Annotated in this window: 30 protein-coding genes; 18 read left to right on the top strand and 12 right to left on the bottom strand. The window is 50.7% G+C overall.

The genetic code is table 11. The features are described 5' to 3' along the window. The 3 genes from ACTU3N_RS16335 to ACTU3N_RS16325 all read left to right on the top strand — a co-directional run. On the top strand, positions 1-109 hold a 109-nt coding region (locus ACTU3N_RS16335; RefSeq protein WP_140417647.1), incomplete at its 5' end, for an IS3 family transposase. A 119-nt stretch (positions 110-228) separates the two neighbouring features. Then, a complete protein-coding gene (locus tag ACTU3N_RS16330) occupies positions 229-1056 on the top strand; it encodes an RNase A-like domain-containing protein (protein WP_443087175.1) in 828 nt (275 codons plus the stop codon). Positions 1057-1060: 4 nt separating this feature from the next. Then, on the top strand, positions 1061-1351 hold the full coding sequence (locus tag ACTU3N_RS16325) for a contact-dependent growth inhibition system immunity protein (protein WP_443087174.1): 291 nt from the start codon (positions 1061-1063) through the stop codon (positions 1349-1351). A 49-nt stretch (positions 1352-1400) separates the two neighbouring features. Here ACTU3N_RS16325 and ACTU3N_RS16320 read toward each other — a convergent pair whose 3' ends face one another. Beyond that, positions 1401-2471 (bottom strand): DNA-methyltransferase, encoded by a 1071-nt coding sequence (locus ACTU3N_RS16320; RefSeq protein ID WP_443087173.1) that lies wholly within the window; start codon positions 2469-2471, stop codon positions 1401-1403. A gap of 655 nt (positions 2472-3126) precedes the next feature. On the opposite strand from ACTU3N_RS16320, the gene ACTU3N_RS16315 reads away from it, so the two are divergent. Both ACTU3N_RS16315 and ACTU3N_RS16310 read left to right on the top strand, forming a co-directional pair. After that, positions 3127-3999, top strand: a complete 873-nt coding sequence (locus ACTU3N_RS16315; protein WP_443087172.1) for a hypothetical protein — start codon at positions 3127-3129, stop codon at positions 3997-3999. Between the two features lie 253 nt (positions 4000-4252). After that, complete coding sequence (locus ACTU3N_RS16310; RefSeq protein WP_443087171.1) at positions 4253-4663, top strand: hypothetical protein; 411 nt, start codon at positions 4253-4255, stop codon at positions 4661-4663. Between the two features lie 11 nt (positions 4664-4674). Here the strand turns inward: ACTU3N_RS16310 and ACTU3N_RS16305 are convergent, their stop codons facing one another. From ACTU3N_RS16305 to ACTU3N_RS16265, 9 genes are all read right to left on the bottom strand, one after another. Then, complete coding sequence (locus ACTU3N_RS16305) at positions 4675-5046, bottom strand: antiterminator Q family protein (RefSeq protein WP_443087170.1); 372 nt, start codon at positions 5044-5046, stop codon at positions 4675-4677. Between the two features lie 14 nt (positions 5047-5060). Next, positions 5061-6053: a DUF968 domain-containing protein gene (locus ACTU3N_RS16300; protein ID WP_443087169.1), complete on the bottom strand. Its 993-nt coding sequence runs from the start codon at positions 6051-6053 to the stop codon at positions 5061-5063. After that, complete coding sequence (locus ACTU3N_RS16295; RefSeq protein WP_443087168.1) at positions 6050-6775, bottom strand: phage antirepressor KilAC domain-containing protein; 726 nt, start codon at positions 6773-6775, stop codon at positions 6050-6052. The genes ACTU3N_RS16300 and ACTU3N_RS16295 overlap by 4 nt, the downstream gene beginning before the upstream one ends. A gap of 93 nt (positions 6776-6868) precedes the next feature. Further along, positions 6869-7738: a DNA adenine methylase gene (locus ACTU3N_RS16290; protein WP_443087167.1), complete on the bottom strand. Its 870-nt coding sequence runs from the start codon at positions 7736-7738 to the stop codon at positions 6869-6871. Further along, positions 7735-8163 (bottom strand): hypothetical protein, encoded by a 429-nt coding sequence (locus tag ACTU3N_RS16285; protein WP_443087166.1) that lies wholly within the window; start codon positions 8161-8163, stop codon positions 7735-7737. The genes ACTU3N_RS16290 and ACTU3N_RS16285 overlap by 4 nt, the downstream gene beginning before the upstream one ends. Further along, on the bottom strand, positions 8160-9035 hold the full coding sequence (locus ACTU3N_RS16280; RefSeq protein WP_443087165.1) for a conserved phage C-terminal domain-containing protein: 876 nt from the start codon (positions 9033-9035) through the stop codon (positions 8160-8162). The genes ACTU3N_RS16285 and ACTU3N_RS16280 overlap by 4 nt, the downstream gene beginning before the upstream one ends. After that, the gene (locus tag ACTU3N_RS16275) at positions 9025-9204 is read right to left on the bottom strand and encodes a DUF4222 domain-containing protein (RefSeq protein ID WP_443087164.1); all 180 of its coding nucleotides are present in this window, start codon (positions 9202-9204) and stop codon (positions 9025-9027) included. Before ACTU3N_RS16275 ends, ACTU3N_RS16280 begins: the two co-directional genes overlap by 11 nt. 163 nt (positions 9205-9367) lie before the next feature. After that, a complete protein-coding gene (locus tag ACTU3N_RS16270) occupies positions 9368-9919 on the bottom strand; it encodes a YmfL family putative regulatory protein (protein WP_443087163.1) in 552 nt (183 codons plus the stop codon). A 28-nt stretch (positions 9920-9947) separates the two neighbouring features. Next, positions 9948-10196 carry a hypothetical protein gene (locus ACTU3N_RS16265; protein WP_443087162.1) on the bottom strand — a complete coding sequence of 83 codons (249 nt, stop codon included), beginning with the start codon at positions 10194-10196 and terminating at the stop codon, positions 9948-9950. Between the two features lie 83 nt (positions 10197-10279). Here ACTU3N_RS16265 and ACTU3N_RS16260 point away from each other — a divergent pair, with 83 nt between their 5' ends. Together ACTU3N_RS16260 and ACTU3N_RS16255 are read left to right on the top strand one after the other, a co-directional pair. Next, positions 10280-11014, top strand: a complete 735-nt coding sequence (locus tag ACTU3N_RS16260) for a S24 family peptidase (protein WP_443087161.1) — start codon at positions 10280-10282, stop codon at positions 11012-11014. A 298-nt stretch (positions 11015-11312) separates the two neighbouring features. Beyond that, a complete protein-coding gene (locus ACTU3N_RS16255; RefSeq protein ID WP_443087160.1) occupies positions 11313-11570 on the top strand; it encodes a hypothetical protein in 258 nt (85 codons plus the stop codon). On the opposite strand, the gene ACTU3N_RS16250 is transcribed toward ACTU3N_RS16255, so the two are convergent. Beyond that, positions 11542-11781, bottom strand: coding sequence for a hypothetical protein (locus ACTU3N_RS16250; RefSeq protein WP_443087159.1), 240 nt, complete (start codon positions 11779-11781; stop codon positions 11542-11544). The two genes, ACTU3N_RS16255 and ACTU3N_RS16250, sit on opposite strands and share 29 nt — an antisense overlap. A 431-nt stretch (positions 11782-12212) precedes the next feature. Between ACTU3N_RS16250 and ACTU3N_RS16245 the strand changes: the two genes are divergently transcribed. Genes ACTU3N_RS16245 through ACTU3N_RS16230 form a run of 4 tightly spaced genes read left to right on the top strand, consistent with a single transcriptional unit; the run spans position 12213 to position 14572 of the window. Further along, positions 12213-12755, top strand: a complete 543-nt coding sequence (locus ACTU3N_RS16245; RefSeq protein ID WP_443087158.1) for a hypothetical protein — start codon at positions 12213-12215, stop codon at positions 12753-12755. Further along, the gene (locus ACTU3N_RS16240; protein WP_443087157.1) at positions 12746-13168 is read left to right on the top strand and encodes a hypothetical protein; all 423 of its coding nucleotides are present in this window, start codon (positions 12746-12748) and stop codon (positions 13166-13168) included. The genes ACTU3N_RS16245 and ACTU3N_RS16240 overlap by 10 nt, the downstream gene beginning before the upstream one ends. Positions 13169-13200: 32 nt before the next feature. Next, positions 13201-13437, top strand: coding sequence for an excisionase (locus ACTU3N_RS16235; protein WP_443087156.1), 237 nt, complete (start codon positions 13201-13203; stop codon positions 13435-13437). Beyond that, positions 13427-14572, top strand: coding sequence for a phage integrase Arm DNA-binding domain-containing protein (locus tag ACTU3N_RS16230; RefSeq protein ID WP_443087155.1), 1146 nt, complete (start codon positions 13427-13429; stop codon positions 14570-14572). Before ACTU3N_RS16235 ends, ACTU3N_RS16230 begins: the two co-directional genes overlap by 11 nt. A gap of 109 nt (positions 14573-14681) precedes the next feature. On the opposite strand, the gene icd is transcribed toward ACTU3N_RS16230, so the two are convergent. Further along, positions 14682-15932 (bottom strand): NADP-dependent isocitrate dehydrogenase, encoded by a 1251-nt coding sequence (icd, locus tag ACTU3N_RS16225; protein ID WP_443087154.1) that lies wholly within the window; start codon positions 15930-15932, stop codon positions 14682-14684. 217 nt (positions 15933-16149) lie between these two features. Here icd and rluE point away from each other — a divergent pair, with 217 nt between their 5' ends. From rluE to phoQ, 7 genes are all read left to right on the top strand, one after another. Next, positions 16150-16770 (top strand): 23S rRNA pseudouridine(2457) synthase RluE, encoded by a 621-nt coding sequence (gene rluE / locus ACTU3N_RS16220; protein WP_443087153.1) that lies wholly within the window; start codon positions 16150-16152, stop codon positions 16768-16770. Positions 16771-16781: 11 nt separating this feature from the next. Then, complete coding sequence (locus ACTU3N_RS16215; RefSeq protein ID WP_443087152.1) at positions 16782-17255, top strand: NUDIX hydrolase; 474 nt, start codon at positions 16782-16784, stop codon at positions 17253-17255. Between the two features lie 40 nt (positions 17256-17295). Then, positions 17296-18402: a tRNA 2-thiouridine(34) synthase MnmA gene (gene mnmA, locus ACTU3N_RS16210; protein WP_443087151.1), complete on the top strand. Its 1107-nt coding sequence runs from the start codon at positions 17296-17298 to the stop codon at positions 18400-18402. 65 nt (positions 18403-18467) lie between these two features. Beyond that, positions 18468-19097 (top strand): high frequency lysogenization protein HflD, encoded by a 630-nt coding sequence (hflD, locus tag ACTU3N_RS16205; RefSeq protein ID WP_443087150.1) that lies wholly within the window; start codon positions 18468-18470, stop codon positions 19095-19097. Between the two features lie 19 nt (positions 19098-19116). After that, on the top strand, positions 19117-20487 hold the full coding sequence (gene purB, locus ACTU3N_RS16200; protein ID WP_443087149.1) for an adenylosuccinate lyase: 1371 nt from the start codon (positions 19117-19119) through the stop codon (positions 20485-20487). Positions 20488-20619: 132 nt separating this feature from the next. Continuing rightward, positions 20620-21294: a two-component system response regulator PhoP gene (gene phoP, locus ACTU3N_RS16195; protein WP_443087148.1), complete on the top strand. Its 675-nt coding sequence runs from the start codon at positions 20620-20622 to the stop codon at positions 21292-21294. Beyond that, positions 21291-22754, top strand: coding sequence for a two-component system sensor histidine kinase PhoQ (gene phoQ, locus ACTU3N_RS16190; RefSeq protein WP_443087147.1), 1464 nt, complete (start codon positions 21291-21293; stop codon positions 22752-22754). Before phoP ends, phoQ begins: the two co-directional genes overlap by 4 nt. Positions 22755-23099: the final 345 nt, after the last annotated feature.

The raw sequence follows: 23099 nt of genomic DNA, 5'->3' as shown, positions 1-23099 counted from the left end.
TGATTACATCGAAATGTTTTATAACAGTAAGCGTCGGCATGGTTCGAGTGATCAGATGCCACCGACGGAATATGAAAATCAATATTATCAACGGCTCGGAAGTGTCTAGATTATCCGTGGCGATTCAGAAAGGCCTCCAACCGGAAGCCTTTGTGTACCTACAATACCTTTTGCGTACCGCTATAACTTTTTCTATCATCCAGTTCAAACAGTCAGCGGAGAAATGCAATGAGTGAAGGATTACAGATTGTTATGTCACCGGTACAGATGGCAGCTGTGCTGTCAGATAAAACGGTGACAGAAGCAGAAACTATGCAAAACAGACTGCTTGGTGGCCTGGGCATTGCACTGAGCACCGTTGAGCTGGTAGGTGCTACCGTGTTGTGTGCAGCCCCCGAACCAACCGGGCTAACCAAAGCGGCGTGTGTTGTTGTTGGCGCTCATGGTATGGATGGGATCAGAGCGGCCATCGATCAGACCATCAGCGGGCGAGACACCCGAACGGCAGCATATCAATTAGCCGTTGAAACGGCGCGGCAATTTGGCGCGGATGAAGATACGGCTCTAAACATCGGTCTCACTGTGGATATTGCTGTTCCGGTAGCATTCGGTCTGTCACTTGGTGCAGCCCGGGTAGCCTATGTACGAACCGGTAATTTCAAACTGGCAGAACATGAAGCAATAAAAGGTATCAAAGCTGGCGGGCATACGGTTGCAAAACATGTCGCCATACCTGAAACAGATTTATTAGCCCGTCTGGCAAAAAGTCCACATATGGAATCAGTGTCATCTTTCTATAAAGTTGAACAGGCCGAAAAAGTTATCAGCGCAGGGTTAAAAGCCAATAGATTAAAAATACTACATTGGGCTAACTTATCCCGCGAGTCACGGCACGTACTGGAACTGACCTATAATTTCGGATCTGCAATTGGTTATGGTTTCCGCCAAGGTAGCCAGGTTAAAGAAACATTGTATGTTGTACGTATTGTATTAATTAAAAAAATGTACAACAACAAGCCTTATTACGTTTTAACTGCTTACCCATTCATGAGATAAACCCGTGAAAAAAAAATACCCAGACGTCAGGCTGCTAGTTGTTATTTTCTTTGGTCCAGATTTCCAGATCTTTGGTGAAACTATCGATGAGATCATGGAAAGTTACGTTGAAACAGAAAGTGAATATGCTTTTCGTAACCTGAAAAAACAGACCGCCCAGTTACTCGCTATGGAAAGTGATACAGAGCTAAATAATATTATGTCTGAACTTGCTGAAAATCAGTTTAGGCCCGAGTCATGGGGCGAAACATGGCGCTCTTTTTTACAAAAAGTCTTGCAGCATCTTCCCGAATAACGGATAACGTTACGGCCCACAAGGTGGGCCATGAGTAACAAACAGTTTTTTAACCTGATTGTTCTTTTCCCATCCCGATCTGTGTGCCAATCTCAGAAACCGTCTGGTTAAAACGTTCCTCTTCGAGTTCGACACCTATCGCCCTTCTTCCAAGTGCCAGCGCCGCTTTTATCGTCGAACCTGACCCCATAAAGAAATCCGCAACAATATCCCCCGGCCTGCTGCTGGCAGAAATAATCTGCTGCAACATATCAGCGGGCTTTTCGCAAGGATGTTTGCCCGGATAAAACTGTACTGGTTTGTGTGTCCATACATCGGTATATGGCACCGCTGCGGTGACAGCAAAGTGCCGCCGGAGCGATTTGTACTCTTCCAGTAGCTCGCAGTATTTGCGGTTAAGTGAATGGTACGTGGCCACCAGCTGGTGGTGTGGTTGAACCAGCCCGCTTTGCCGATGTTTCTCTACCGCTATTCTGGTGAATAATACCTGCAATTTCTGGTAATCAGCCTCCCCCGGCAATTGCCACTGACTGGCCCCGAACCAGTGGGAGACCATGTTTTTCTTCCCCGTGGCGTCAGCAATTTCTTTCGATGTCACGCCAAGGGATGCACGGGCACCCTGGAAATATTCGATTAGGGGAGTCATCAGGCTTTGTTTTAACTCTGTGCCTTTCCGCTCGTAGCCATCGTCTTTTGGTCTGTACGGCCCCAGATAGTGCTCTGCAAAAAGGATGCGTTCAGTTGACGGGAAATATGACCGCAGGCTCTCTTTATTGCAGCCGTTCCACCTTCCCCATGGCTTTGCCCAGATGATGTGATTCAGCACATTGAATCTGTGGCGCATCATCAATTCGATGTCTGCTGCAAGACGATGCCCACAAAACAGATAGATGCTGCCGGCAGGCTTAAGAACTCGCCAGAATTGCGCCAGACAGGCATCCAGCCACTTTAAGTAATCCTCGTCCCCCTTCCACTGATTGTCCCAGCCGTTCGGCTTTACCTTGAAATACGGCGGATCGGTAACAATCAGGTCAATGGAATCATTAGGGAGGGTTTGTATGTAGTGCAGGCAATCAGCATTGATTAAATCAATACTGTTTAAATTTACAGTATTTTTCATAGATCAGTAAGCGTATCTCTGATAGGCTCACTATGCTTTTGCGCGAAAGCAGTGGGCCCTGGTTCGCTTGTGACCTCAAACATGAGCGAATGGCTGGAGGGTGCTACAACATCCACCAGCCGCCCATTTCCACAACAGGAACCCCGACATTGATATCAGGGTCATGAAAAGACCCGCATGAGTGAGCCTAAAGTTTTGTGAGTTTATTGGCACGTAAAAGCGGGAGAAACCAACGGTGATAAGTCACTTCTACATGCAGGACACCATGACTGAGGGATAATCCTTCCATCCCCCATGTCTCTGTCGCCAAAATCTTCTAACCGATAAAAAACGTGATATCCAACTTTACCTGAACATTCAGGGCATGACTTATAGGCTTGCCCCGCCTGATTAATTTTGAGAGAACCACGTAAAGGTTTAGCACAACCGCTACATATCCCCATACTTTCTCCTTGCTGTGTGAAAAACCATTACTAGCAAGAAGAGAAAGCACTTTCTCTGATAAATATCACAGGGAGAAAAGAAGCTTTAAGTTCGTGACTAAGTGACCACTCTTAACAGGCTACAATGAAAAATGCGGTCCGCAGTAGTGTTTTTTTTATAAAAAAGAGATATTTTCGAAGCGATAAAGGATATGAAAAGAAACGAGGACCAGGTGGCTGAAGCAACTTCTTTCAAAGTTTTTTATGATGCTCAAGATAACGAATTAGCACAGCATAAAATTGATGCCAAAACCCTAAGCATTTCCATTGGCGCCATGGCAGACCTTATCAGTGCCGCTGATAAACGCCTTAACGAAGGGCAGGAAACGGTTAAGCTTATGGTAACAACCCCTGCTGAGGCGGGATCCCTAGGCATCGCTTATACACTGGTAGAATTGATCCCTGATGCAATCAATGTAGCGAAAGTAATTGGCTTAACTGGTATGGCTGGCGCCGTATTCGGCGCACCTGCACTTTCTTTGGTAAGGCAACTAGGAAGTAAAAAAGTCATCTCAGTAACGAAAAAAGTCGGAACTGATCACTCTGTACTGGAATTGGATGGTGAAGAAATTGTTTGTAATGACGCGGTGGCAAAACTTGTTACCGACCCTGTAATCAGGGATGCGCTGGTCAGCGTAGTTCGGGCTCCACTTGATGGTAAAGAAGAGCCAGTTTTTAAAATAGTCGATAACGAAGGCGAAGAACTCCTCCGCCTCGAAGGTGAGCAAACTGAAGAGATCAAGCCGCTGCCGAGAGGAACTCTGCTGGAAAAAGAAATCTCAACAGAAGAAGTTAACGTACGTTTTGTGCAGGTGAACTTCGATGGTACTTCTGGTTGGAGAATGGTGCATATCGACGAGGAAAGTGCTGTTCATGTTGAAGATCAAGCATTTATCCACCATGTACAAACAGGTCAAATCAGTTTTACAAAAGAAGACTTGTTCGTGGTAGATCTCGAAACAACGAAAACATACACTGCACGCAACGTTACTAAGCGTTATGCTATCAAAAAGGTCAAAAACAAAAGACCAGCTGAGAGGAATTAATGGGGAACGAGTCAGTGGTGCAACTAGTGATATGGATAGGGGTGATTTTGATCGTCCCTGTTTGCTATCGCTTTTGCTATGCTGCATCCTCTTTGTTATGGCGTCGTTTGTTCCCAACAAGGATGTTTGAATTCCAATATAGTGATGAAAATACGGGTCTTAAAAAATCGTTAACAATAAAAGTACCTCGCAATAAAAGCGAGTTGCTCGTTAACCTTATTGATGAAGCCATTCAGGAACAGTCGAAAAGAAAATGAGCACCGATTCAAAACCTTTGAGTACTGGCAAGGCTGCAATTGTTACCACTGGGTGGGGTGCGATTTTAAGTGTAATAGCTCAAGCAATATTTACTGATCCAAATAATCCTTGGAGAACAGTTGCTTTTGCCCTTGTCCCTGGCTGTTCCGCAGTTATTACATATTTTATGAATTGGGTGATATCGAGACATGGTCTAGAATCACCTGAAGATGCAGCTAAGCGTTCAAAATGTAAAAGGGATTTGAAGGAGATAGAAAAACTTCTCAAAGGTAAGATTACCCCTCAAATAAAAGCGACGCTTTTAAAGCGAAAAGAAAGAACTATAGAAATCCTCGTATCTATTGGTAGTAATAGTATTGTTACAGCCGAATCAACAACAAAAAATATAGCTGGTCAATCGGATTGACCAGCTTTGATTCAGAAGCAAACATCCATCTCAAGCCTAATATTAAGCATCGATAAGCACCCCTCTACAAAGCCTTCTGCCAGCATCATCTCGATGCGGATCTGCCTTTCGCTCTTTTTACGTTTCTTAGCCATCTGGCGCTTCGACACCATAAAAACGTAATGCCCTACCAATAGGTGATAATCGTAAGGTCGCTTTTTAAGTAGTCTGGCCATACACCCTTCTATCACCAGTCCGTCGTCGTCGGAACAAGTGATCCGCGTCTTGCCCGTCTGTGGCAGCAGGCCTTTGAACCCGGCGGCGATCGGCGAATAATCGACATTACATGAATCACTCGCAGCCCATGCGCCCCATAGTTCTAATACCTTTTGAATATCACGCATCGGTTACCTCCACTTCACGCCAGCACGCCGATAGCAAGCGCGCGATCTAAAAAACGAAACAGCAGCGCAAGCTGGCTGCCATATTTCTCTTCAAATGCCACGGCGTCAGCGTGCAACTCATCGTGATGCGCTCTGCAAAGCGGTATCACAAACAGGTCATGCGCCTTTGTACCCATCCCACCCTGCCCGTGGCCGATCAAATGGTGGGGGTCGTCCGCCGGGTTGTTGCAGCACATGCACTGCTGCGACTTAACCCAGCGGGTATACTCCTCGTTTTCCCAGCGGCGGCGTTTCGGGAGCAACATAAAAGACTCCGGCGTCTCGGGGTCAATGCGCAGCGCCAGCACCTGCTTGGCCACCTCCTCAACGATTTCCCGCGCCAGCGGCAGGCCGGGTACCAGGTCTGCTTCACGGGTTACCGACCGGATAATCGGATCCGGCATGCGAAGAACCTGCCGGGCGGCATCTTCCGGCAGCACGTCAGCCAGGCCGTTGCGCGCCAGCCACCAGCAGAACTCAGCCAACGTGAGGGGATGAGAATCATCGAAGCCCAGTTCGCGCCGCGTGGTGGTGAGAATGTATTCCGCGCAGTTCGCTCTGGCGATGCCCGCCAGCTGTTCTGTGCTTTGCTTCCGCAGAATATTGTCGCAGTGCCAGCACAGGCGTATCGCGCCGGGCGTGTGGCGCATAGTTGTTAAATTTTCATCGTGCCAGGATTCGTGGGGCCACTGGCACCTTTTCCCCTCCATTAGCCAGCTTTCCAGCCCGTTAATGCCGCCAGCGCGGCGCAGCACTGCTTCATTTTCAAACATACCAGCCAGCGCAGGATCCTCAGCAAGCGGCTGATCTGCTGGCGGCAGTTCGCCGTTTGGCATAACCGCCAGGCGCTCGGGTTCGTTCTCCAGCAGCATTCGTCCGCGGCGAAAATGCGGCAGCAGTTCACGGCCAGGCCTGAACATAACGAGGCCAAGCTCAGTAACGACAACGGGGTTTAACAACGCCCTCACTGCGCATCCCCCTGCGCTTTATGCGCCGTCCAAAGACCACCGATCCACTGCACGCCCTTCGCAGTAAAACGGGCCTGGCTGAAAGCATAATTCGATGCGGTAGTGGTACCGGTCTTCACCTCAAAGCGTTTCGCCTCGATGTGCTGGTGGTGAGGCGTCAGGACGCCCCCCAGGCGATACATGATCCCGCGCTCAATGAGGAAGAGGCGAAATTCCGGCTCTTTTGCGTTAAGCAGCTTCGCCACCTGGCGGAACGACATGGAACCGCCCGCCGTGCAGTAGCGATCGACAAATTCAACCTTAGGCGCGGCGGCAACCAGTTCCTGCTTAAGCTGTTGCTGTTGTTCTGCCAAATCAGCCGCAAGGCGCAATGCCTCAGGTAGTGACTTTGGCACAACCATCGCCTGCTGGCTCTCCAGTTCCTGCCAGCGATCCACCAGGCGGGCGGTAAACTCCGGCGACAATTGTGCCACCACCACATAGCTGTCGCGCTTGCCAATCCGGTAAACTGTGACAGTCTGCCCAAGGTGATTTTTAACTTCCCCCATTGGAGGAAGTTGAATAATCCCACGCTCCGCCAGCCTCTCAATTGAGCGTTTAACATGATCGTGTCGCGACTCAACCAGATCGGCAATGTCACTGCTGCTCATCGTCAATTCCTGCCCGGCAAACAGAACGTTATGCGGGGTGAAAACTGGTACTGCGTTTATCAACTGTTCCATCGTCTTCTCCACTGATTCAGGCGGCTACACCCGCCGTTGATTCATATTTGCTGATCGTTATTTCTACCTTCCCTTTCGTCACTACTTGCTCCCTCACAGAACGGCTACGATGTCAGTCGCGGTTTCCCGCGTGCTGCTTTTGCTGGAGATTGCGCGACGGGCGCTGACGTGATGCAGCGTGAAACCATGCTGTTCATAAAGCTCAATGACGCGAGGTGCGGTTGAATTGCTGATCACCACTTTCGCGCCACGCTGATGCGCGGCCACGCAACATTCAGCCAGCGCAGTCTGGTCATCCCAGCTAAATCCACCAGCGGAATAGTTTGTAAACCCGGTGGTACCGGGAAGTGGTTCATAAGGCGGATCGCAGTACACTACATCCCCCTCACCTGCCAGCAACAGCGTGCGACGGAATCCGGCGTTCATGAAGACACAGTTGTGGGCCATATCCGCAAAGGTTTTGAGTTCCTTTTCCGGAAAATACGGAGCGCGGTATTTGCCATAACCGACATTAAACTGCCCGCCGCGGTTATAGCGGATCAGGCCGTTAAAACAGTGGCGATTGAGATACAGGAAAGCGGCTGCGCGCTCAGGCCCGGCCATGTGCTGGGAGTTGAACTCATCCCGGCAGGCCAGAAAACCGCCCTCATTGTTCAATACGTCAAAGAAGTCTCTCGCCCAGTGCGTTACCAGTTCCGGCACAACAGACAACATCTGGTACAGGTTGATCAGATCCGGATTTACATCGGCCAGAAGAAAATCGGCATGCTTGTCTGAGTTGAGGAACACAGATCCACCGCCGACGAATGGTTCTATAAGTCGCTTACCTGCCGGGATCAGGCGATCCAGCTCAGGCAGCAGCGAATATTTGCCACCGGCCCATTTCAGGAACGGGCGTTGCCAGGTGCGTTGAGAGGCATTTTCTTTCGGTAAAACTTCCGGTACACACGTAACCGCACTCACAGATCACCCCCGATATAGTTTCCCGGCATGGCGCCAAAACTGTCTGTCACGCCATGTGTCATGCCTGCCAGGCAACGGGTGCGAAACTTAATGTAGCGTTCGCGTGCCGTGTGAGTTTTAGCCAGATCGTAAGCCTCAAGCCATGTCGTTGCCGCCCTGCGCCAGAGGTGCCGGGCTTCCAGTCCAAGCGCTGTGTTCTCCAGTTGCGCCAGTTTCTGAGACTCGTCATCTGTCATCAGATCCTCAACGTAATAAACCCAGTTGTGCCCGTTGTTGTGCCGTTCGATTGTTCCGGCGGTGTACAGGCGATCCAACGCACTGCCAACCGAGTTTTCGTTGATGTGCGGCAGCCCTTCAATGATGTAGCGGGCTGACGATACCGGATTGAGTTTCACGAACTCGAATACCTGATCAAATGTGCTCATCCCCGGAACCCCTCTGGAATGGTTGTCTGAACTGTACTCATCGCGTTGATGTCTCTTTCCCGGTTTTTGTCCCATGTATCACGCAATGGGCGGCCTTTAGCTTCCCAGCGTGTGGCGCTTTGCAGGTAACCTTCGAATTTCTTCGGCCCGAACAGTGTTTCAGGGCGCATGTACTGATACTGCTCGTCGTTGTCGTGCCAGTGTTCGTGCTTCAGGTCGATAACCAGTTTCAAATCACTGACGCTGTAACCCTCACGGAGTCGCGCCCGGATGTTTTCCAGTGATGTTCTTGATTTCTGATAGCGTGAACCGCTGACCTGATTCAGATGGGAAAGGACTTCAATCGCATGATCGGTGATCATCACTTCGGGGTCGGGTTGCGCAGCAACCGGACAAGAAGGTTTTTTACTGTCTGATGGATCAGTAGTTGAATTTACTGACGGATCCCCGCCAGATTCTGACGGGTCAGAATTGCCGTTTGTGCTGGATTTCGATGCATCAAATTTTGAGCGGTCAGATTTTGATGTGTCGGAATTTGATGCATCAGATTTTGACGCGTCAGATTCTGACAGGTGAGAAAACGCCCTAGCCTGGAGTTTTGCGACGTTAAGCTGGTAAACGTTCGATGCATTGCGGTTACCTTTTCGACGCTGCTGACGGGATAACCAGCCCTCTTTCTCCAGCTTTGCAATTGCCGTTCTGACAGTGCTTGCGCCCGCACCTAATTGCCGGGCGATAGTTTCGATTGACGGCCAGCATACGCCCTCGTCGCTGCTGAAATCGGCCAGTCGTGCCATTATCGCCACACTGGATAACTTCATGCCAGAAGCGGCGCAGGCGTCCCAGACGTAACCGGTTAATTTAGTGCTCATGGTCGCCCTCTATTTCCCTGAATTTGCGTCGAAACTGCTCAAGCGGGCTGAAACACTCATGCTCATAGCCTTGTCGCAGATAGATAACGCGCTGCGTTTCTGATTCCCTGCGGATAACACGAACCGGGACGCCGTAGTGGTCTTTGAATCTCCGGTTAAGTTCACGCATAAACGTTTTGCCCTCCGGTAATAGATCCCCACGATTGCGCATGCCCGGCTGTGGTTACATGCCACCCAGCGGTTTGATAATCTGCGTTCATACCGAAACGACGGGAGGCCCGGCACCGGGATCATCCGCAGTTGCGGTAAGCGGCTTTTAGCCGTTAAACTGTTCATGCGTTAGTATCTCCCTGATAGCGATACGCCACGGCGCCCGGAGCTGCATACTCGCGGGCGTCACTCTTTTCTGGTGCGCAAAAAACGCGATAAAGCAGCGTTAAATGCTCCTGCCATTTCGCCATCACCTGATAGCTGTTCTCTTCAATCTGCTCGCGTTCCGCCGCGTCAATTACTCCGTCAGCAGTCGCTTTACGTAGATATTCTGAATGCCTACCGATCCATTCGATGGATTCCATCATGCGCTGGTTAATATCCGCATTGCCTACATCGTCAATCTCCACCAGCGGTACATTCACGCTATTCGACTGACGCGAAACTGCATCGGCGATGTGTTTTTTGCCGCTTGCCTGCTGGAGCACCATCGCCCACCCCATCGGGAAGATCTGATCACCACCGGCGCGTAACCGGTTAAACAACGCGTCCTCAGTAACCCCCAGCCACTCAGCCGCCTCGGCATATCCGCCTGGTAACTCAGAAATGGTTTTCTTTATCGCGACCATCAGCCACGCGGGCTGTTTTTCTACTTGCCAGTATTGTTTCCCCACGGTTAATTCCTCTGTTCTGTGGTTACATTTAAGCCGCAGGTTGGCTAGGCTTTATAGGACGATCTGGATTTGCCTCCCACAACAGCCAGGCGGCAGTGAATTTTCCACCAGATGCATTAGCCAACATCTCGGCGTAACGGGTTTTCTTTGTGTATTCAGTGCGCGGAAGCCGACCGCTTTTCACCCACTTGTGAATAGCTACGGCTGACTTGCCACATATTTTTGCCGCAGCAGACTGACCACCAACGGCCTCAACTGCGAGTTCGACAGGATTCATGTACTCTCCTCACCTTAAAATTAACCACAAGTTAATAATAAATATTAACTGACAGCTAAGTCAAGTTTTCGGATATTTAACTGATGGTTAAAAGAGATAACTCGAAAGAAGCGTTTACAGCCCGATTAATGCAGGCGTGCCAGTTGGCAGGTTTGACAGGACATGGGAAAAATAAACAACTCGTTGACTTGCTGAAAAAGGCTGGGGTCAAAGTATCTACGCCCGGCGTTTGGAAGTGGTTCAACGCTCAATCCATTCCTGACACAACAAATATCATGGCCTTGAGCAAAGTCTTAGGGGTCAGAGCGGAATGGCTTGAATATGGTGTCGGCGAACCAACTGAAGGCGGGGAAGTGAAAAGTCTGGTTTCACAAGCTGACTCAGATGTGTTCCGTATTGAGGTGTTGGATTTGACTGTAAGTGCCGGACCAGGCTCATACATGATCTCAGATCACGTTGATGTGCTATATGCCATTGAGTTCACCAGCTCGCATGCTAAAGATCTGTTCGGGAATCGCTCACCGGAAGATGTCAAAGTCATGACTGTTAGCGGCGATAGCATGGCTCCAGCCCTCACTTCCGGCGACCGTTTATTCGTTGATATCTCCGTCAGGCACTTCACTACAGACGGGGTTTACTCTTTTGTTTTCGGTAAAACATTCTATGTGAAACGTCTCCAGATGCAGGGAATGCGCCTGGCTGTGCTCTCTGATAACCCGGCCTATGAGACCTGGTACATCGAAGAGAAAAATCAGGATCAGCTCTATGTGATGGGTAAGGCATTGATCCACGAATCCATAAAATACAATAAATTATAATATCCCCCCTATCCTGACCCGACCAAAGCGTCGGGTTAATAGTTTTACACTCAATTATTCCAGCCATCTCCCGCAGAAAGCCTGGCAGCTCATCTTTTAAAAAATAAATCTATTTTAAAAACAATAGATTGAGTTCATATGCACGAATAATTAACCATTGGTTATTTACAATTATTATCTAATGGTTAATTATTGTATTTATCAACAGCGGACAGGCAGGAAGCCCACGAAGTAGCCGCCCGGGGCGTATGAAGGCCGGGATGATTCGCTACTACATCATTTTTCAAAGGAGTTAACTGTGGACGAGAACGAATTAAAGCATGTCATCGCTCTGTTGCTGGAGGATGCAAAGCGAGTTCAACAACTTGAACCAAATTCAGGTACAGAAGCGCGCATTCTTCTTGCTCAAACAGTGCTGAAAAGTACCCAAAAGAACAACGATGGGAAGAAGCGCCTCAATGGGGTGGAAGTTGTTGAGGCGATCTTGAAACAAAGGGAAAAATCATCTCAGCGCGATTACGAGCAACTCAAAACGGCTCTGTCGGGTCGCTATTAAGTGGATCTAACAACTTGATGGTTCTCAAGTAAGTTTCGCGCTTTTTGTCCGTTATATCAGGCTTTTCAAAGAGTTCACGAAAATGAGCTATAGAACGTTCGAGTTCATCAGCATGCGGACCACCGGCCTCGGTGATAGATGTAGCCAGTCGTGATATCGCTATTTCAATAGCATCAAGTCTGGCATGGAGAAGATCAGCAACATTGTTCATAAAAAGCATCCTGGCTGTGTGAGAGCAACCAAGATACCACCGAGCCTGATGTGGTTAAAAGACAGGCAAGCGGTTTCTTCGTGTGTGGTGAATTGCAGCCCTGAAGGCAACCAGAAGATAAGCATCTGGCGCCACACACGAAGATGCCTCAGCAGTAAACCTGGCAAGTGTGTAGTCGTTTGGCGGTACCCGTTTTATTCCCGTTAGTCCGACTGGTACCGCCCTTTTTACTCAACACAAAAGAGCATCAGCGAGTTACGGACTCATAACCCAATCCACCCGGGTAGGTGCTCTTTTGTGTTGTGTGGGGAGATCATTTAAACGCTCTATCCAGGCGTATATCAGAAGGCCAGTTATTTAACTATCGCCATCCGGCGAGGGATCCTTATACCCAAAATCCGCGCGGTGCAGCGCGCAAAGGAGTAACACCAGTGAAGCAGAATTTTATTCAGACCTACACCGGGAAGAAATTCGATTATCTCGCGGCCACTGCCGATGATGTTGATATTGAGGATATCGCCAATGCCCTCTCGAATATCTGCCGCTTTGCCGGTCACTTACCGGAATTCTACAGCGTGGCGCAACACTCAGTGCTGTGCAGCCAGATCGTACCGGCTGAATATGCCTTTGAAGCGCTGATGCATGATGCCGCCGAAGCGTATGTGCAGGACATTCCCGCCCCGCTGAAAGCTCTGCTGCCTGATTACCGCCAGATTGAAAAACAGGTTGATGACCTGATCCGTGGGAAGTTTGGTTTGCCGCCGGAACACGCCCCGGTGGTGAAGTATGCAGATCTGACCACGCTGGCGACCGAACGCCGCGACCTGGAAATTGATGACGGTACCCGTTGGACTATGCTCGACGGGATCCCGCCTTTGGATCTGATCCAGATTTACCCGCTTCGCCCGGGACAGGCTTTTGCTTTATTCATGAATCGCTTTAACGAGCTGCAGGAAATCCGCAAATGCGCCTGAAAGCCAAAGAGCTGATCGCTAAAGCACGCACCACGGCGGCGACACTGCCACCAGCGGAAGCAAAGTTAATGAACGAAATGGCGGATCGGATTGATATCCAGTATGCAGCTTTGTGTGAAGCACTGAAACACAAAGAACATTTAACGGCTGAAAATCTGGCGAGCCGCGACATCATCGAACGTCTGATCGGGCAATACAGCGCCGCCGGGTTACATGCGATTCAAAACTCACTCAACCCCGGCCAGGCGTTGCTGTATGACGCCATACAGGTTTTGAGAAGCACAGCGACGGAGTTGCCCTCTGAATGCATTCCCGTCGAAGCGCAGGCGGTTACGACCACCAGCAGATCAAACATTTGCAGCAAATGTAAAGTCGGTGCCCGTGACGGGTGCTCGTCTTGCGCGTATCGTTAATTAGCCGGGTGCAGCCGGTAGTGGAGGAACGAATGTCACGAATGATCTCCTTACTCGACTGGGCAAAAGAGGAATTTGGTGCGCAAGCCCCAAGTGAGCGCGTTTTGAAAAAATACGCCAAAGGCAAGATGATGGTGCCACCAGCAATTAAAGTGGGCCACTGCTGGATGGTGGATCGTAGCGCTCGCTTTGTTGGTGTACTTGCTGAACCGCAAATTCCTGTCAGCGCCAGTCCAAAATTAAGACGGATTATTGCCGATGGCTGCTAGACCACGCGCACATAAAATTACTGTCCCGAACCTCTATTGCAAGCTGGATAAGCGCACCGGAAAAGTGTACTGGCAATATAAGCACCCTGTTTCCGGGCGCTTTCATAGTCTCGGCACGGATGAGGCCGAAGCAATACAGGTTGCCACTGAGGCGAATACCATTATTGCCGAGCAGCGCACCCGGCAGATCCTCAGTGTTAATGATCGTCTTGCCCGGATGAAAGGACGACGCACAGATATCACCGTGTCGGAATGGCTGGACAGATATGTTGAGGTTCAGGAAGAACGGCTCGAACACAACGAACTCCGCCTTAACTCTTTTAAACAAAAGGCCAAACCGGTACGTCTGTTTCGTGAGCGCTGCGGGATGCAATATTTAAAGGATATTTCCGCGCTGGATATTGCTGAAATAACCGATGCAGTAAAAGCCGAAGGCCATAACCGCATGGCGCAGGTTGTTCGTATGGTGCTGATTGATGTATTTAAAGAAGCGCAGCATAGCGGGCATGTTCCACCCGGATATAACCCGGCGCTGGCAACCAAACAGCCGCGAAACAGAGTTACCCGGCAACGTCTTTCGCTGGAAGAATGGCAAACGATTTATAACGCGGCGGAACGGCAGGAACCTTATCTCCAGTGCGGAATGTTGCTCGCGCTTATTACCGGCCAGCGTCTGGGTGATATCTGTAATATGAAATTTACGGACGTATGGGATGAGATGCTGCATATAGAGCAGCAAAAAACAGGTTCACGTCTGGCAATTCCACTGGATTTAAAATGCGATGCGATTGGATTAACACTACGCGAGGTTATTTCCAAATGCCGGGATGCTGTGGTTAGTAAATATTTGGTGCATTTCCGGCATACAACATCGCAGGCTAATCGTGGAGATCAGGTTTCCACCAGTTCACTGACCTCAACATTTAAAAAAGCACGCAATAAAAGCGGTCTTGAATGGGAGAATGGAACGGCACCGACGTTTCACGAACAGCGTTCTTTATCGGAAAGACTTTACCGCGAACAAGGCATCGATACGCAAAAACTACTCGGCCATAAATCGAAAAAAATGACGGACAAATATAACGATGACCGGGGAAAAGATTGGGTGATCGTCGTCACAAAAACAGGGTCATGAAGAGGGGGTTTTGGGGAAGAATTTTGGGGAAAGTTTTGGGGAAGATTTTCACAGGCAATAAAAAACGGGAACCAACCGGCTCCCGTTCTTGTTCAACCAAAGCGGTTGATTACATATTCGCGATAATCGCGTCGCCAAACTCGCTACATTTCAGCAGCTTAGCGCCGTCCATCAGACGTTCAAAATCGTAGGTTACGGTTTTGGCAGCGATTGCGCCTTCCATACCTTTAACGATCAGGTCTGCAGCTTCGAACCATTCCATATGGCGCAGCATCATTTCTGCGGACAGAATAATCGAACCTGGATTTACCTTATCCTGGCCTGCATATTTCGGTGCCGTACCGTGGGTAGCTTCAAACAGTGCGCATTCGTCACCAATATTTGCCCCCGGAGCAATACCGATCCCGCCTACCTGCGCCGCCAGGGCGTCAGAAATATAGTCACCGTTAAGGTTCATACAGGCGATAACATCGTATTCAGCCGGACGCAGCAGGATCTGTTGCAGGAAAGCATCAGCAATCACATCTTTAACAATGATCTCTTTGCCGGTTTTCGGGTTTTTAATTTTCTGCCACGGACCACCATCGATCAGCTCACCACCAAACTCTTCGCGTGCCAGCTGGTAACCCCAGTCTTTAAACGCGCCTTCGGTGAACTTCATGATGTTGCCTTTGTGAACCAGCGTTACAGAGTCGCGATCGTTGGTGATAGCATACTCAATCGCCGCACGGACCAGACGCTTCGTCCCTTCTTCAGAACACGGTTTGATACCGATACCGCAATGTTCAGGGAAGCGAATTTTCTTCACGCCCATCTCTTCACGCAGGAACTTAATCACTTTTTCTGCATCCGCAGAGTCCGCTTTCCATTCGATACCTGCATAGATATCTTCCGAGTTCTCGCGGAAAATAACCATATCGGTCAGTTCAGGATGTTTTACCGGGCTTGGAGTGCCCTGATAGTAACGAACCGGACGCAGGCAAACATACAGATCCAGTTCCTGGCGCAGCGCAACGTTTAAAGAACGAATACCGCCGCCAACTGGCGTGGTTAGGGGGCCTTTAATCGCAACGCGATAATCACGGATCAGATCCAGCGTTTCAGGCGGCAGCCAGACATCCTGGCCATAAACCTGGGTAGATTTCTCACCGGTGTAAATTTCCATCCAGGAAATTTTACGCTCGCCCTTGTAGGCTTTCTTCACAGCAGCATCCACCACTTTCAGCATCGCTGGCGTCACGTCAACACCGATACCGTCACCTTCAATAAACGGAATAATCGGATTATTCGGAACATCAAGCTTGCCATTTTGCAGGGTGATTTTTTTACCTTCCGCCGGAACAACTACTTTGCTTTCCATTCACCTCTCCTTCGAGCGCTACTGGGTGTTTTACTCGTTGACTTCATACCGGGGAGCCCGGACTGCATCCGCTCACCTGTTACGTGAATCACACAGAGCAAACCGTTTTTTGTTAATGAATTGTAATGAACCCGTCAATACTAACCGATTGTTGGGTTCCATGAAAGGCGATCGTGATTCAGCTATAATGCGGCAATTGATAACCACTGAAAATACCATGAAGAAAACTTCTTTTAAAAATCACCAGGTTAAGCGATTCAGCTCACGTCATAGTGCGAAATCAGTGCAACAAAACCAGCCTAAACGGGTCATTTTGTTTAACAAACCTTACGACGTTCTGCCTCAGTTTACCGATGAAGCCGGGCGCAAAACGCTGAAAGATTATATCCCTGTGGCGGGCGTTTATGCCGCCGGGCGCCTCGACCGGGACAGCGAAGGACTGCTGGTACTGACAAACGATGGCGCTTTGCAGGCGCGTCTTACTCAGCCGGGCAAACGCACCGGGAAAATCTATTACGTTCAGGTCGAAGGCGAACCGACCGACGAGGCGATTCATGCCTTGCGCAATGGCGTGGTGCTCAACGATGGCCCCACGCTTCCCGCAGGCGTGGAGCAAGTTGATGAGCCAGCCTGGCTGTGGCCGCGCCATCCGCCGATTCGTGAGCGCAAATCCATACCGACCCGTTGGTTAAAAATCACCCTTTATGAAGGGCGTAACCGCCAGGTACGCCGGATGACGGCTCACGTTGGCTTCCCTACCCTGCGCCTTATCCGCTACGCTATGGGAGATTACACGCTGGAAGCGCTCGCAAATGGCGAGTGGCGTGATGCTAAATAAAGGGGAGCGCAATGTTTAAACCGCACGTAACCGTCGCCTGCGTCGTTCACGCACAGGGTAAATTTTTAGTTGTCGAAGAAACCATTCGCGGCAAAGCGCTATGGAACCAACCTGCGGGCCATCTTGAAGCAGACGAAACGCTGGTGCAAGCCGCTAAGCGCGAGTTGTGGGAAGAGACCGGTATTGATGCCGAGCCGCAGCATTTTCTGCGTATGCACCAGTGGATAGCGCCGGACAGGACGCCTTTTCTACGTTTTTTATTTGCCATTGAGCTTAGCGAAATGTGCGCCACCGAGCCGCATGATAGCGATATTGACTGTTGTCACTGGCTGAGTGCAGACGCGATCCTGACTGCGCCAAACCTGCGCTCCGCGCTGGTTGCAGAGAGCATTCGCTGTTATTTAACCGGCACACGCCTGCCGCTGGATACCGTTGGCGCATTTAACTGGCCGTTAACAGGGGATGCCTGTCCCGTCAGCCCGTGATAGAATACGCCGCCCTGAAGTTCTTCGTTGTGAGTATTCTATGTCTGAAAGCCCAAAAAAAGTGATCGTCGGTATGTCCGGCGGTGTCGACTCTTCTGTCTCCGCCTACCTGTTGCAACAACAAGGGTATAAGGTGGAAGGCCTGTTCATGAAGAACTGGGAAGAGGATGACGGCGAGGAATACTGCACCGCGGCGGCCGATCTTGCCGACGCGCAGGCCGTCTGCGACAAGCTCGGCATTGAGCTTCACACCGTCAATTTTGCCGCAGAATACTGGGATAATGTGTTCGAGCATTTCCTGGCGGAATATAAAGCCGGGCGCACGCCAAACCCGGATATTCTGTGCAATAAAGAGATAAAATTTAAAGCATTCCTTGAGTTTGCCGCCGAAGATCTTGGCGCAGACTTTATCGCTACCGGCCACTATGTGCGCCGCGCGGATGTCGGCGGCAAAAGCCGCCTGCTGCGTGGCCTGGACGGCAACAAAGATCAGAGCTATTTCCTTTATACGCTCGGCCATGAGCAAATCGCGCAAAGCCTGTTCCCGGTAGGCGAACTGGAAAAACCGCAGGTGCGTCAAATCGCGCAAGAGTTAGGCCTGGTCACCGCGAAGAAAAAAGATTCCACCGGTATTTGTTTTATCGGTGAACGGAAATTCCGTGAATTCCTCGGTCGCTACCTGCCCGCTCAGCCTGGCAAAATTCTTACCGTTGACGGTGAAGAAATTGGCGAGCATCAGGGGCTGATGTACCACACGCTCGGCCAACGCAAAGGCCTGGGCATCGGTGGGACAAAAGAGGGTAGCGAAGAGCCGTGGTATGTGGTCGATAAAGATGTGGAAAATAATATCCTGATAGTTGCGCAGGGCCATGACCACCCACGGCTGATGTCCGTTGGCCTGATTGCCCAGCAGCTGCACTGGGTCGATCGCGAGCCGCTCACCGGCACGCTGCGCTGCACAGTGAAAACCCGCTACCGTCAGGAAGATATCCCCTGCACGGTCACCGTACTCGATGCCGATCGCATAGAAGTGCGTTTTGACTGTCCGGTGGCCGCCGTCACCCCAGGTCAATCCGCCGTCTTTTACAGCGGCGAAGTCTGCCTCGGCGGCGGAATTATTGAGCAGCGTCTGCCGCTGCCCCTTTAAAAAATAGATACCGGACTGGCGAAAGCCCGCACAAGTGAAAGATGCGGGCACTAAAAGGAGTGAGCGTGGCGAAGAATTATTACGACATTACCCTGGCGCTGGCAGGAATTTGCCAGTCAGCACGTCTGGTGCAGCAGCTTGCGCACCAGGGGCATTGCGACAGCGACGCGCTCCATGTTTCGCTCAACAGCGTTATCGATCTCAATCCGGACTCGACGCTTGGCGTGTTTGGCGGCAGCGAAACGAACCTGCGCACCGGGCTGGAAACCCTGCTCGGCGTGTTAAACGCCAGCAGTCGCCAGGGGCTGAATGCCGAGCTGACGCGCTACACGCTGAGCCTGATGGTGCTGGAGCGAAAGCTTGCTTCCAGCAAAGGCGCAATGGATACGCTTGGCGATCGCATCGCTGGTTTACAGCGCCAACTGGAGCATTTTGATCTGCAATCAGAAACCCTGCTCAGCGCCATGGCGGGGATTTATGTCGACGTTATCAGCCCGCTGGGGCCGCGTATCCAGGTCACCGGCTCACCTGCCGTGCTGCAAAGCCCGCAGGTGCAGGCAAAAGTGCGCGCCACGCTGCTTGCCGGCATTCGTGCCGCCGTGCTGTGGCATCAGGTTGGCGGCAGTCGGCTGCAATTAATGTTTTCCCGTAATCGCCTGTCAACACAGGCCAAACAAATTCTCGCTCATTGTTAACCTCCCGGAGTTGTGACTTATGGAATTATCCTCCCTGACCGCCGTTTCCCCTGTCGATGGACGCTACGGCGATAAAGTCAGCGTGCTGCGCGGGATCTTCAGCGAATACGGTTTGCTGAAGTTTCGTGTGCAGGTAGAAGTACGCTGGCTGCAAAAACTGGCGGCGCATACGGCTGTCAAGGAAGTTCCTGCTTTTGCCCTGGACGCAAACGGTTACCTCGACAAAATCGTCGAAGACTTCAATGAAGAAGACGCACGTCGTATCAAAACCATTGAGCGCACGACCAATCACGACGTGAAAGCCGTCGAGTATTTTCTTAAAGAAAAAGTGGCAGATGTCCCGGCGCTGCATGCAGTGTCTGAATTTATTCACTTTGCCTGCACATCTGAAGATATCAATAACCTGTCCCACGCGCTGATGCTGAAAACCGCGCGTGATGAAGTCATTCTGCCTTACTGGCGCAAGCTCATCGATTCGGTGAAAGAGCTGGCGCAGCAGTATCGCGATATTCCCCTGCTCTCCCGCACCCACGGCCAGCCTGCGACGCCGTCGACTATCGGTAAAGAGATGGCGAACGTTGCCTATCGTATGGAGCGCCAATTCCGCCAGCTAAATCAGGTGGAAATTCTGGGCAAAATTAACGGTGCAGTCGGTAACTATAACGCGCATCTGGCGGCCTACCCGGACGTTGACTGGCACCAGTTTAGCGAGGAGTTCGTCACCTCGCTGGGCATTCAGTGGAACCCCTATACCACCCAAATCGAGCCGCACGACTATATTGCCGAGCTGTTTGACTGTATCGCGCGCTTCAACACTATCCTTCTCGATTTTGATCGCGATATCTGGGGATATGTGGCTCTGAACCACTTCAAACAGAAAACCATCGCCGGGGAAATTGGTTCTTCAACCATGCCGCACAAAGTTAACCCGATCGATTTTGAAAACTCCGAAGGCAACCTCGGCCTGTCAAATGCGGTGTTGCAACACCTGGCGAGCAAACTGCCGGTTTCACGCTGGCAGCGCGATCTGACGGATTCCACCGTGCTGCGCAACCTCGGCGTCGGCATTGGTTATGCGCTTATCGCCTATCAGTCTACCCTCAAAGGTATCAGCAAACTGGAGGTTAACCGCGAGCGTCTGCTGGACGAACTGGATCATAACTGGGAAGTGCTGGCCGAACCGATCCAGACCGTGATGCGCCGCTACGGTATCGAAAAACCGTATGAGAAACTCAAAGAGCTGACCCGCGGCAAGCGCATCGATGCCGAAGGTATCAAGCAGTTTATTGATGGGCTGGCCCTGCCGGAAGAAGAAAAAGCGCGTCTTAAAGCCATGACTCCGGCCAACTATATTGGTCGTGCAGTCACCATGGTCGATGAATTGAAATAATCTTCTGCTGAATGAAAACCCTCTTTTGTCACAAAAGAGGGTTCTTCTGCTGTGGTTTAATAAATGTTTATCCCCTCGTACGGTGAATCAGCGTTAAACTCTTAATATCTATAAATATGGAGAAGTGAGACGATGCGCGTACTCGTTGTGGAAGATAATGCCCTGCTGCGTCACCATCTGAAAGTTCAGCTACAAGAACTCGGACATCAGGTGGATGCGGCGGAGGATGCAAAGGAAGCCGATTACTTTCTTAACGAACATATTCCAGACATCGCCATTGTCGATCTGGGGTTGCCGGATGAAGATGGTCTGTCGCTTATTCGCCGCTGGCGAAGCCACGAGGTGACAATTCCGGTGCTGGTATTAACGGCGCGGGAAGGCTGGCAGGATAAGGTCGAAGTGCTGAGCGCCGGTGCGGATGATTATGTCACCAAGCCGTTTCATATCGAAGAAGTGGTGGCGCGCATTCAGGCTCTTATGCGGCGAAACAGCGGCCTTGCCTCACAGCTTATCTCCATGCCGCCTTTCCAGGTCGATCTCTCCCGCCGCGAGCTTTCCATTAATGATGAAGTTATCAAGCTCACTGCGTTTGAATACACCATTATGGAGACGCTTATCCGCAACAGCGGCAAAGTCGTCAGTAAAGATTCGCTGATGCTGCAACTCTATCCCGATGCGGAATTACGCGAAAGCCACACGATTGATGTGCTGATGGGGCGATTGCGCAAAAAAATTCTTGCCCAGTATCCCTCCGATGTTATCACCACCGTGCGTGGTCAGGGTTATTTGTTCGAACTGCCGAAATGAGAAACCTGCTGCGCCACTTTCTTCCGCTGTCGCTGCGGGTTCGCTTTTTACTTGCCACGGCGGCGGTCGTTATGGTGCTCTCGCTGGCCTATGGCATGGTGGCGTTAGTAGGTTATAGCGTCAGTTTTGACAAAACCACTTTTCGCCTGCTGCGCGGCGAGAGCAATTTGTTCTATACGCTGGCAAAGTGGGAAAACAACAAACTTAGCGTCGATCTGCCAGAAAATCTGAACCTGCAAAGCCCAACGCTGGCGCTGATTTATAATCAGCAGGGCCAGCTTATCTGGTCGCAGCACGACGTGCCGTGGCTGCAAAAACGAATAGCGCCGGAGTGGCTCACCGCCAACGGTTTTCATGAAATCGAAACCAATATTGATGCCAGTAGCACGCTGGTGGATGCCGATCATGTCGCGGCCAGAGAGTTACAGGAGCTTCGCGAAGACGATAGCGATTCCGAGATGACCCACTCCGTGGCGGTCAATATCTACCCCGCGACGGAACGGATGCCGCAGCTAACGATTGTCGTGGTGGATACCATCCCTGTTGAGCTTAATCGTTCCTATATGGTGTGGAACTGGTTTATGTATGTGCTGGCAGCCAATTTGCTGCTGGTCATTCCGCTATTGTGGCTGGCGGCGTGGTGGAGCTTACGGCCCATAGAAGATCTGGCGCGGGAAGTTCGGGAGCTGGAAGAGCATCACCGCGAGCGTCTGAACCCGGAAACCACCCGCGAGCTGACGCGCCTGGTACATAACCTCAACCGCCTGCTGAAAAGTGAACGCGAGCGTTACGATAAATACCGCACCACGCTGACCGACCTCACCCATAGTCTGAAAACCCCGCTGGCCGTGCTGCAAAGCACCCTGCGCTCGCTGCGCAGCGAAAAGTTAAGCGTGAGTGATGCCGAACCGGTCATGCTGGAGCAAATCAGCCGTATCTCACAGCAAATAGGCTATTACCTGCACCGGGCCACCATGCGCGGCAGCAGCAGCCTGTTAAGCCGGGAACTGCACCCGGTCGCGCCGCTGCTTGATAAACTGGTTTCAGCACTGAATAAAGTTTACCAGCGTAAAGGCGTTGATATCACCCTGGATATTTCACCGGAGATTAGCTTTGTTGGCGAACAAAACGATTTTATCGAAGTGATGGGCAACGTGCTGGATAACGCCTGTAAATATTCTCTGGAGTTTGTCGAGGTTTCCGCCCGGCAGACGGATGATACGCTGCATATCGTGGTCGAAGACGATGGTCCCGGTATCCCGCTAACCCAGCGGGAGGTCATTTTCGATCGCGGTCAACGGGTCGATACCTTACGCCCGGGTCAGGGTGTCGGCCTCGCGGTGGCACGGGAAATCGTTGAACAATATGACGGGCAAATACACATTGCTGAAAGCCCTCTCGGTGGAACGAGGATGGAAGTTATCTTTGCTCGTCAGCATAACGAGGCAGCGCCTGGTTAAGCGCATTACTGCTCGCCGCTAAGCGGTAGAAAAACAGGCCTTCACTTCGCCAACGCACTATTTTGTGCGTTTTTTTTATTTCCGGCTATCGCCGTGCTGGTATTATTACTGCTGTATATTTAGGTGCAAAACAGCAAATTAAAGGTAATTCTTTGTACAATCATCGCCTGAAGAATAGTTATTTTTGACCTTGCATCAGAGAATAACACCAAAACGCAAGGCCATCGCAATGAATATCAGCACCATACCAAACAAAAAAAATAGGGTGGCCTTTTTATGGCGTGGCTCCTATTGTTCCCCCTGAAACAAAATCACAGCACCACACAAGAATAGTCATCAAAAAAA

This window comes from Vagococcus sp. WN89Y, assembly GCF_052220145.1.
In the GTDB taxonomy this organism is placed as follows: domain Bacteria; phylum Pseudomonadota; class Gammaproteobacteria; order Enterobacterales; family Enterobacteriaceae; genus Kosakonia.
Note: the sequence above shows the minus strand (reverse complement) of the source record. Positions and strands in the feature narration are given on the sequence as shown.

Coding starts and splice junctions, on each gene's coding strand:
- ACTU3N_RS16250 (WP_443087159.1), bottom strand. CDS start 11,781: ATGAACAATGTTGCTGATCTTCTCCATGCCAGACTTGATGCTATTGAA.
- ACTU3N_RS16230 (WP_443087155.1), top strand. CDS start 13,427: ATGGCTGCTAGACCACGCGCACATAAAATTACTGTCCCGAACCTCTAT.
- icd (WP_443087154.1), bottom strand. CDS start 15,932: ATGGAAAGCAAAGTAGTTGTTCCGGCGGAAGGTAAAAAAATCACCCTG.
- purB (WP_443087149.1), top strand. CDS start 19,117: ATGGAATTATCCTCCCTGACCGCCGTTTCCCCTGTCGATGGACGCTAC.
- ACTU3N_RS16280 (WP_443087165.1), bottom strand. CDS start 9,035: ATGAGCACTAAATTAACCGGTTACGTCTGGGACGCCTGCGCCGCTTCT.
- rluE (WP_443087153.1), top strand. CDS start 16,150: ATGAAGAAAACTTCTTTTAAAAATCACCAGGTTAAGCGATTCAGCTCA.
- ACTU3N_RS16260 (WP_443087161.1), top strand. CDS start 10,280: ATGGTTAAAAGAGATAACTCGAAAGAAGCGTTTACAGCCCGATTAATG.
- ACTU3N_RS16265 (WP_443087162.1), bottom strand. CDS start 10,196: ATGAATCCTGTCGAACTCGCAGTTGAGGCCGTTGGTGGTCAGTCTGCT.
- phoP (WP_443087148.1), top strand. CDS start 20,620: ATGCGCGTACTCGTTGTGGAAGATAATGCCCTGCTGCGTCACCATCTG.
- phoQ (WP_443087147.1), top strand. CDS start 21,291: ATGAGAAACCTGCTGCGCCACTTTCTTCCGCTGTCGCTGCGGGTTCGC.
- ACTU3N_RS16295 (WP_443087168.1), bottom strand. CDS start 6,775: ATGGAACAGTTGATAAACGCAGTACCAGTTTTCACCCCGCATAACGTT.
- ACTU3N_RS16330 (WP_443087175.1), top strand. CDS start 229: ATGAGTGAAGGATTACAGATTGTTATGTCACCGGTACAGATGGCAGCT.
- ACTU3N_RS16310 (WP_443087171.1), top strand. CDS start 4,253: ATGAGCACCGATTCAAAACCTTTGAGTACTGGCAAGGCTGCAATTGTT.
- ACTU3N_RS16285 (WP_443087166.1), bottom strand. CDS start 8,163: ATGAGCACATTTGATCAGGTATTCGAGTTCGTGAAACTCAATCCGGTA.
- ACTU3N_RS16320 (WP_443087173.1), bottom strand. CDS start 2,471: ATGAAAAATACTGTAAATTTAAACAGTATTGATTTAATCAATGCTGAT.
- ACTU3N_RS16275 (WP_443087164.1), bottom strand. CDS start 9,204: ATGCGTGAACTTAACCGGAGATTCAAAGACCACTACGGCGTCCCGGTT.
- ACTU3N_RS16305 (WP_443087170.1), bottom strand. CDS start 5,046: ATGCGTGATATTCAAAAGGTATTAGAACTATGGGGCGCATGGGCTGCG.
- mnmA (WP_443087151.1), top strand. CDS start 17,296: ATGTCTGAAAGCCCAAAAAAAGTGATCGTCGGTATGTCCGGCGGTGTC.
- ACTU3N_RS16240 (WP_443087157.1), top strand. CDS start 12,746: ATGCGCCTGAAAGCCAAAGAGCTGATCGCTAAAGCACGCACCACGGCG.
- ACTU3N_RS16215 (WP_443087152.1), top strand. CDS start 16,782: ATGTTTAAACCGCACGTAACCGTCGCCTGCGTCGTTCACGCACAGGGT.
- ACTU3N_RS16235 (WP_443087156.1), top strand. CDS start 13,201: ATGTCACGAATGATCTCCTTACTCGACTGGGCAAAAGAGGAATTTGGT.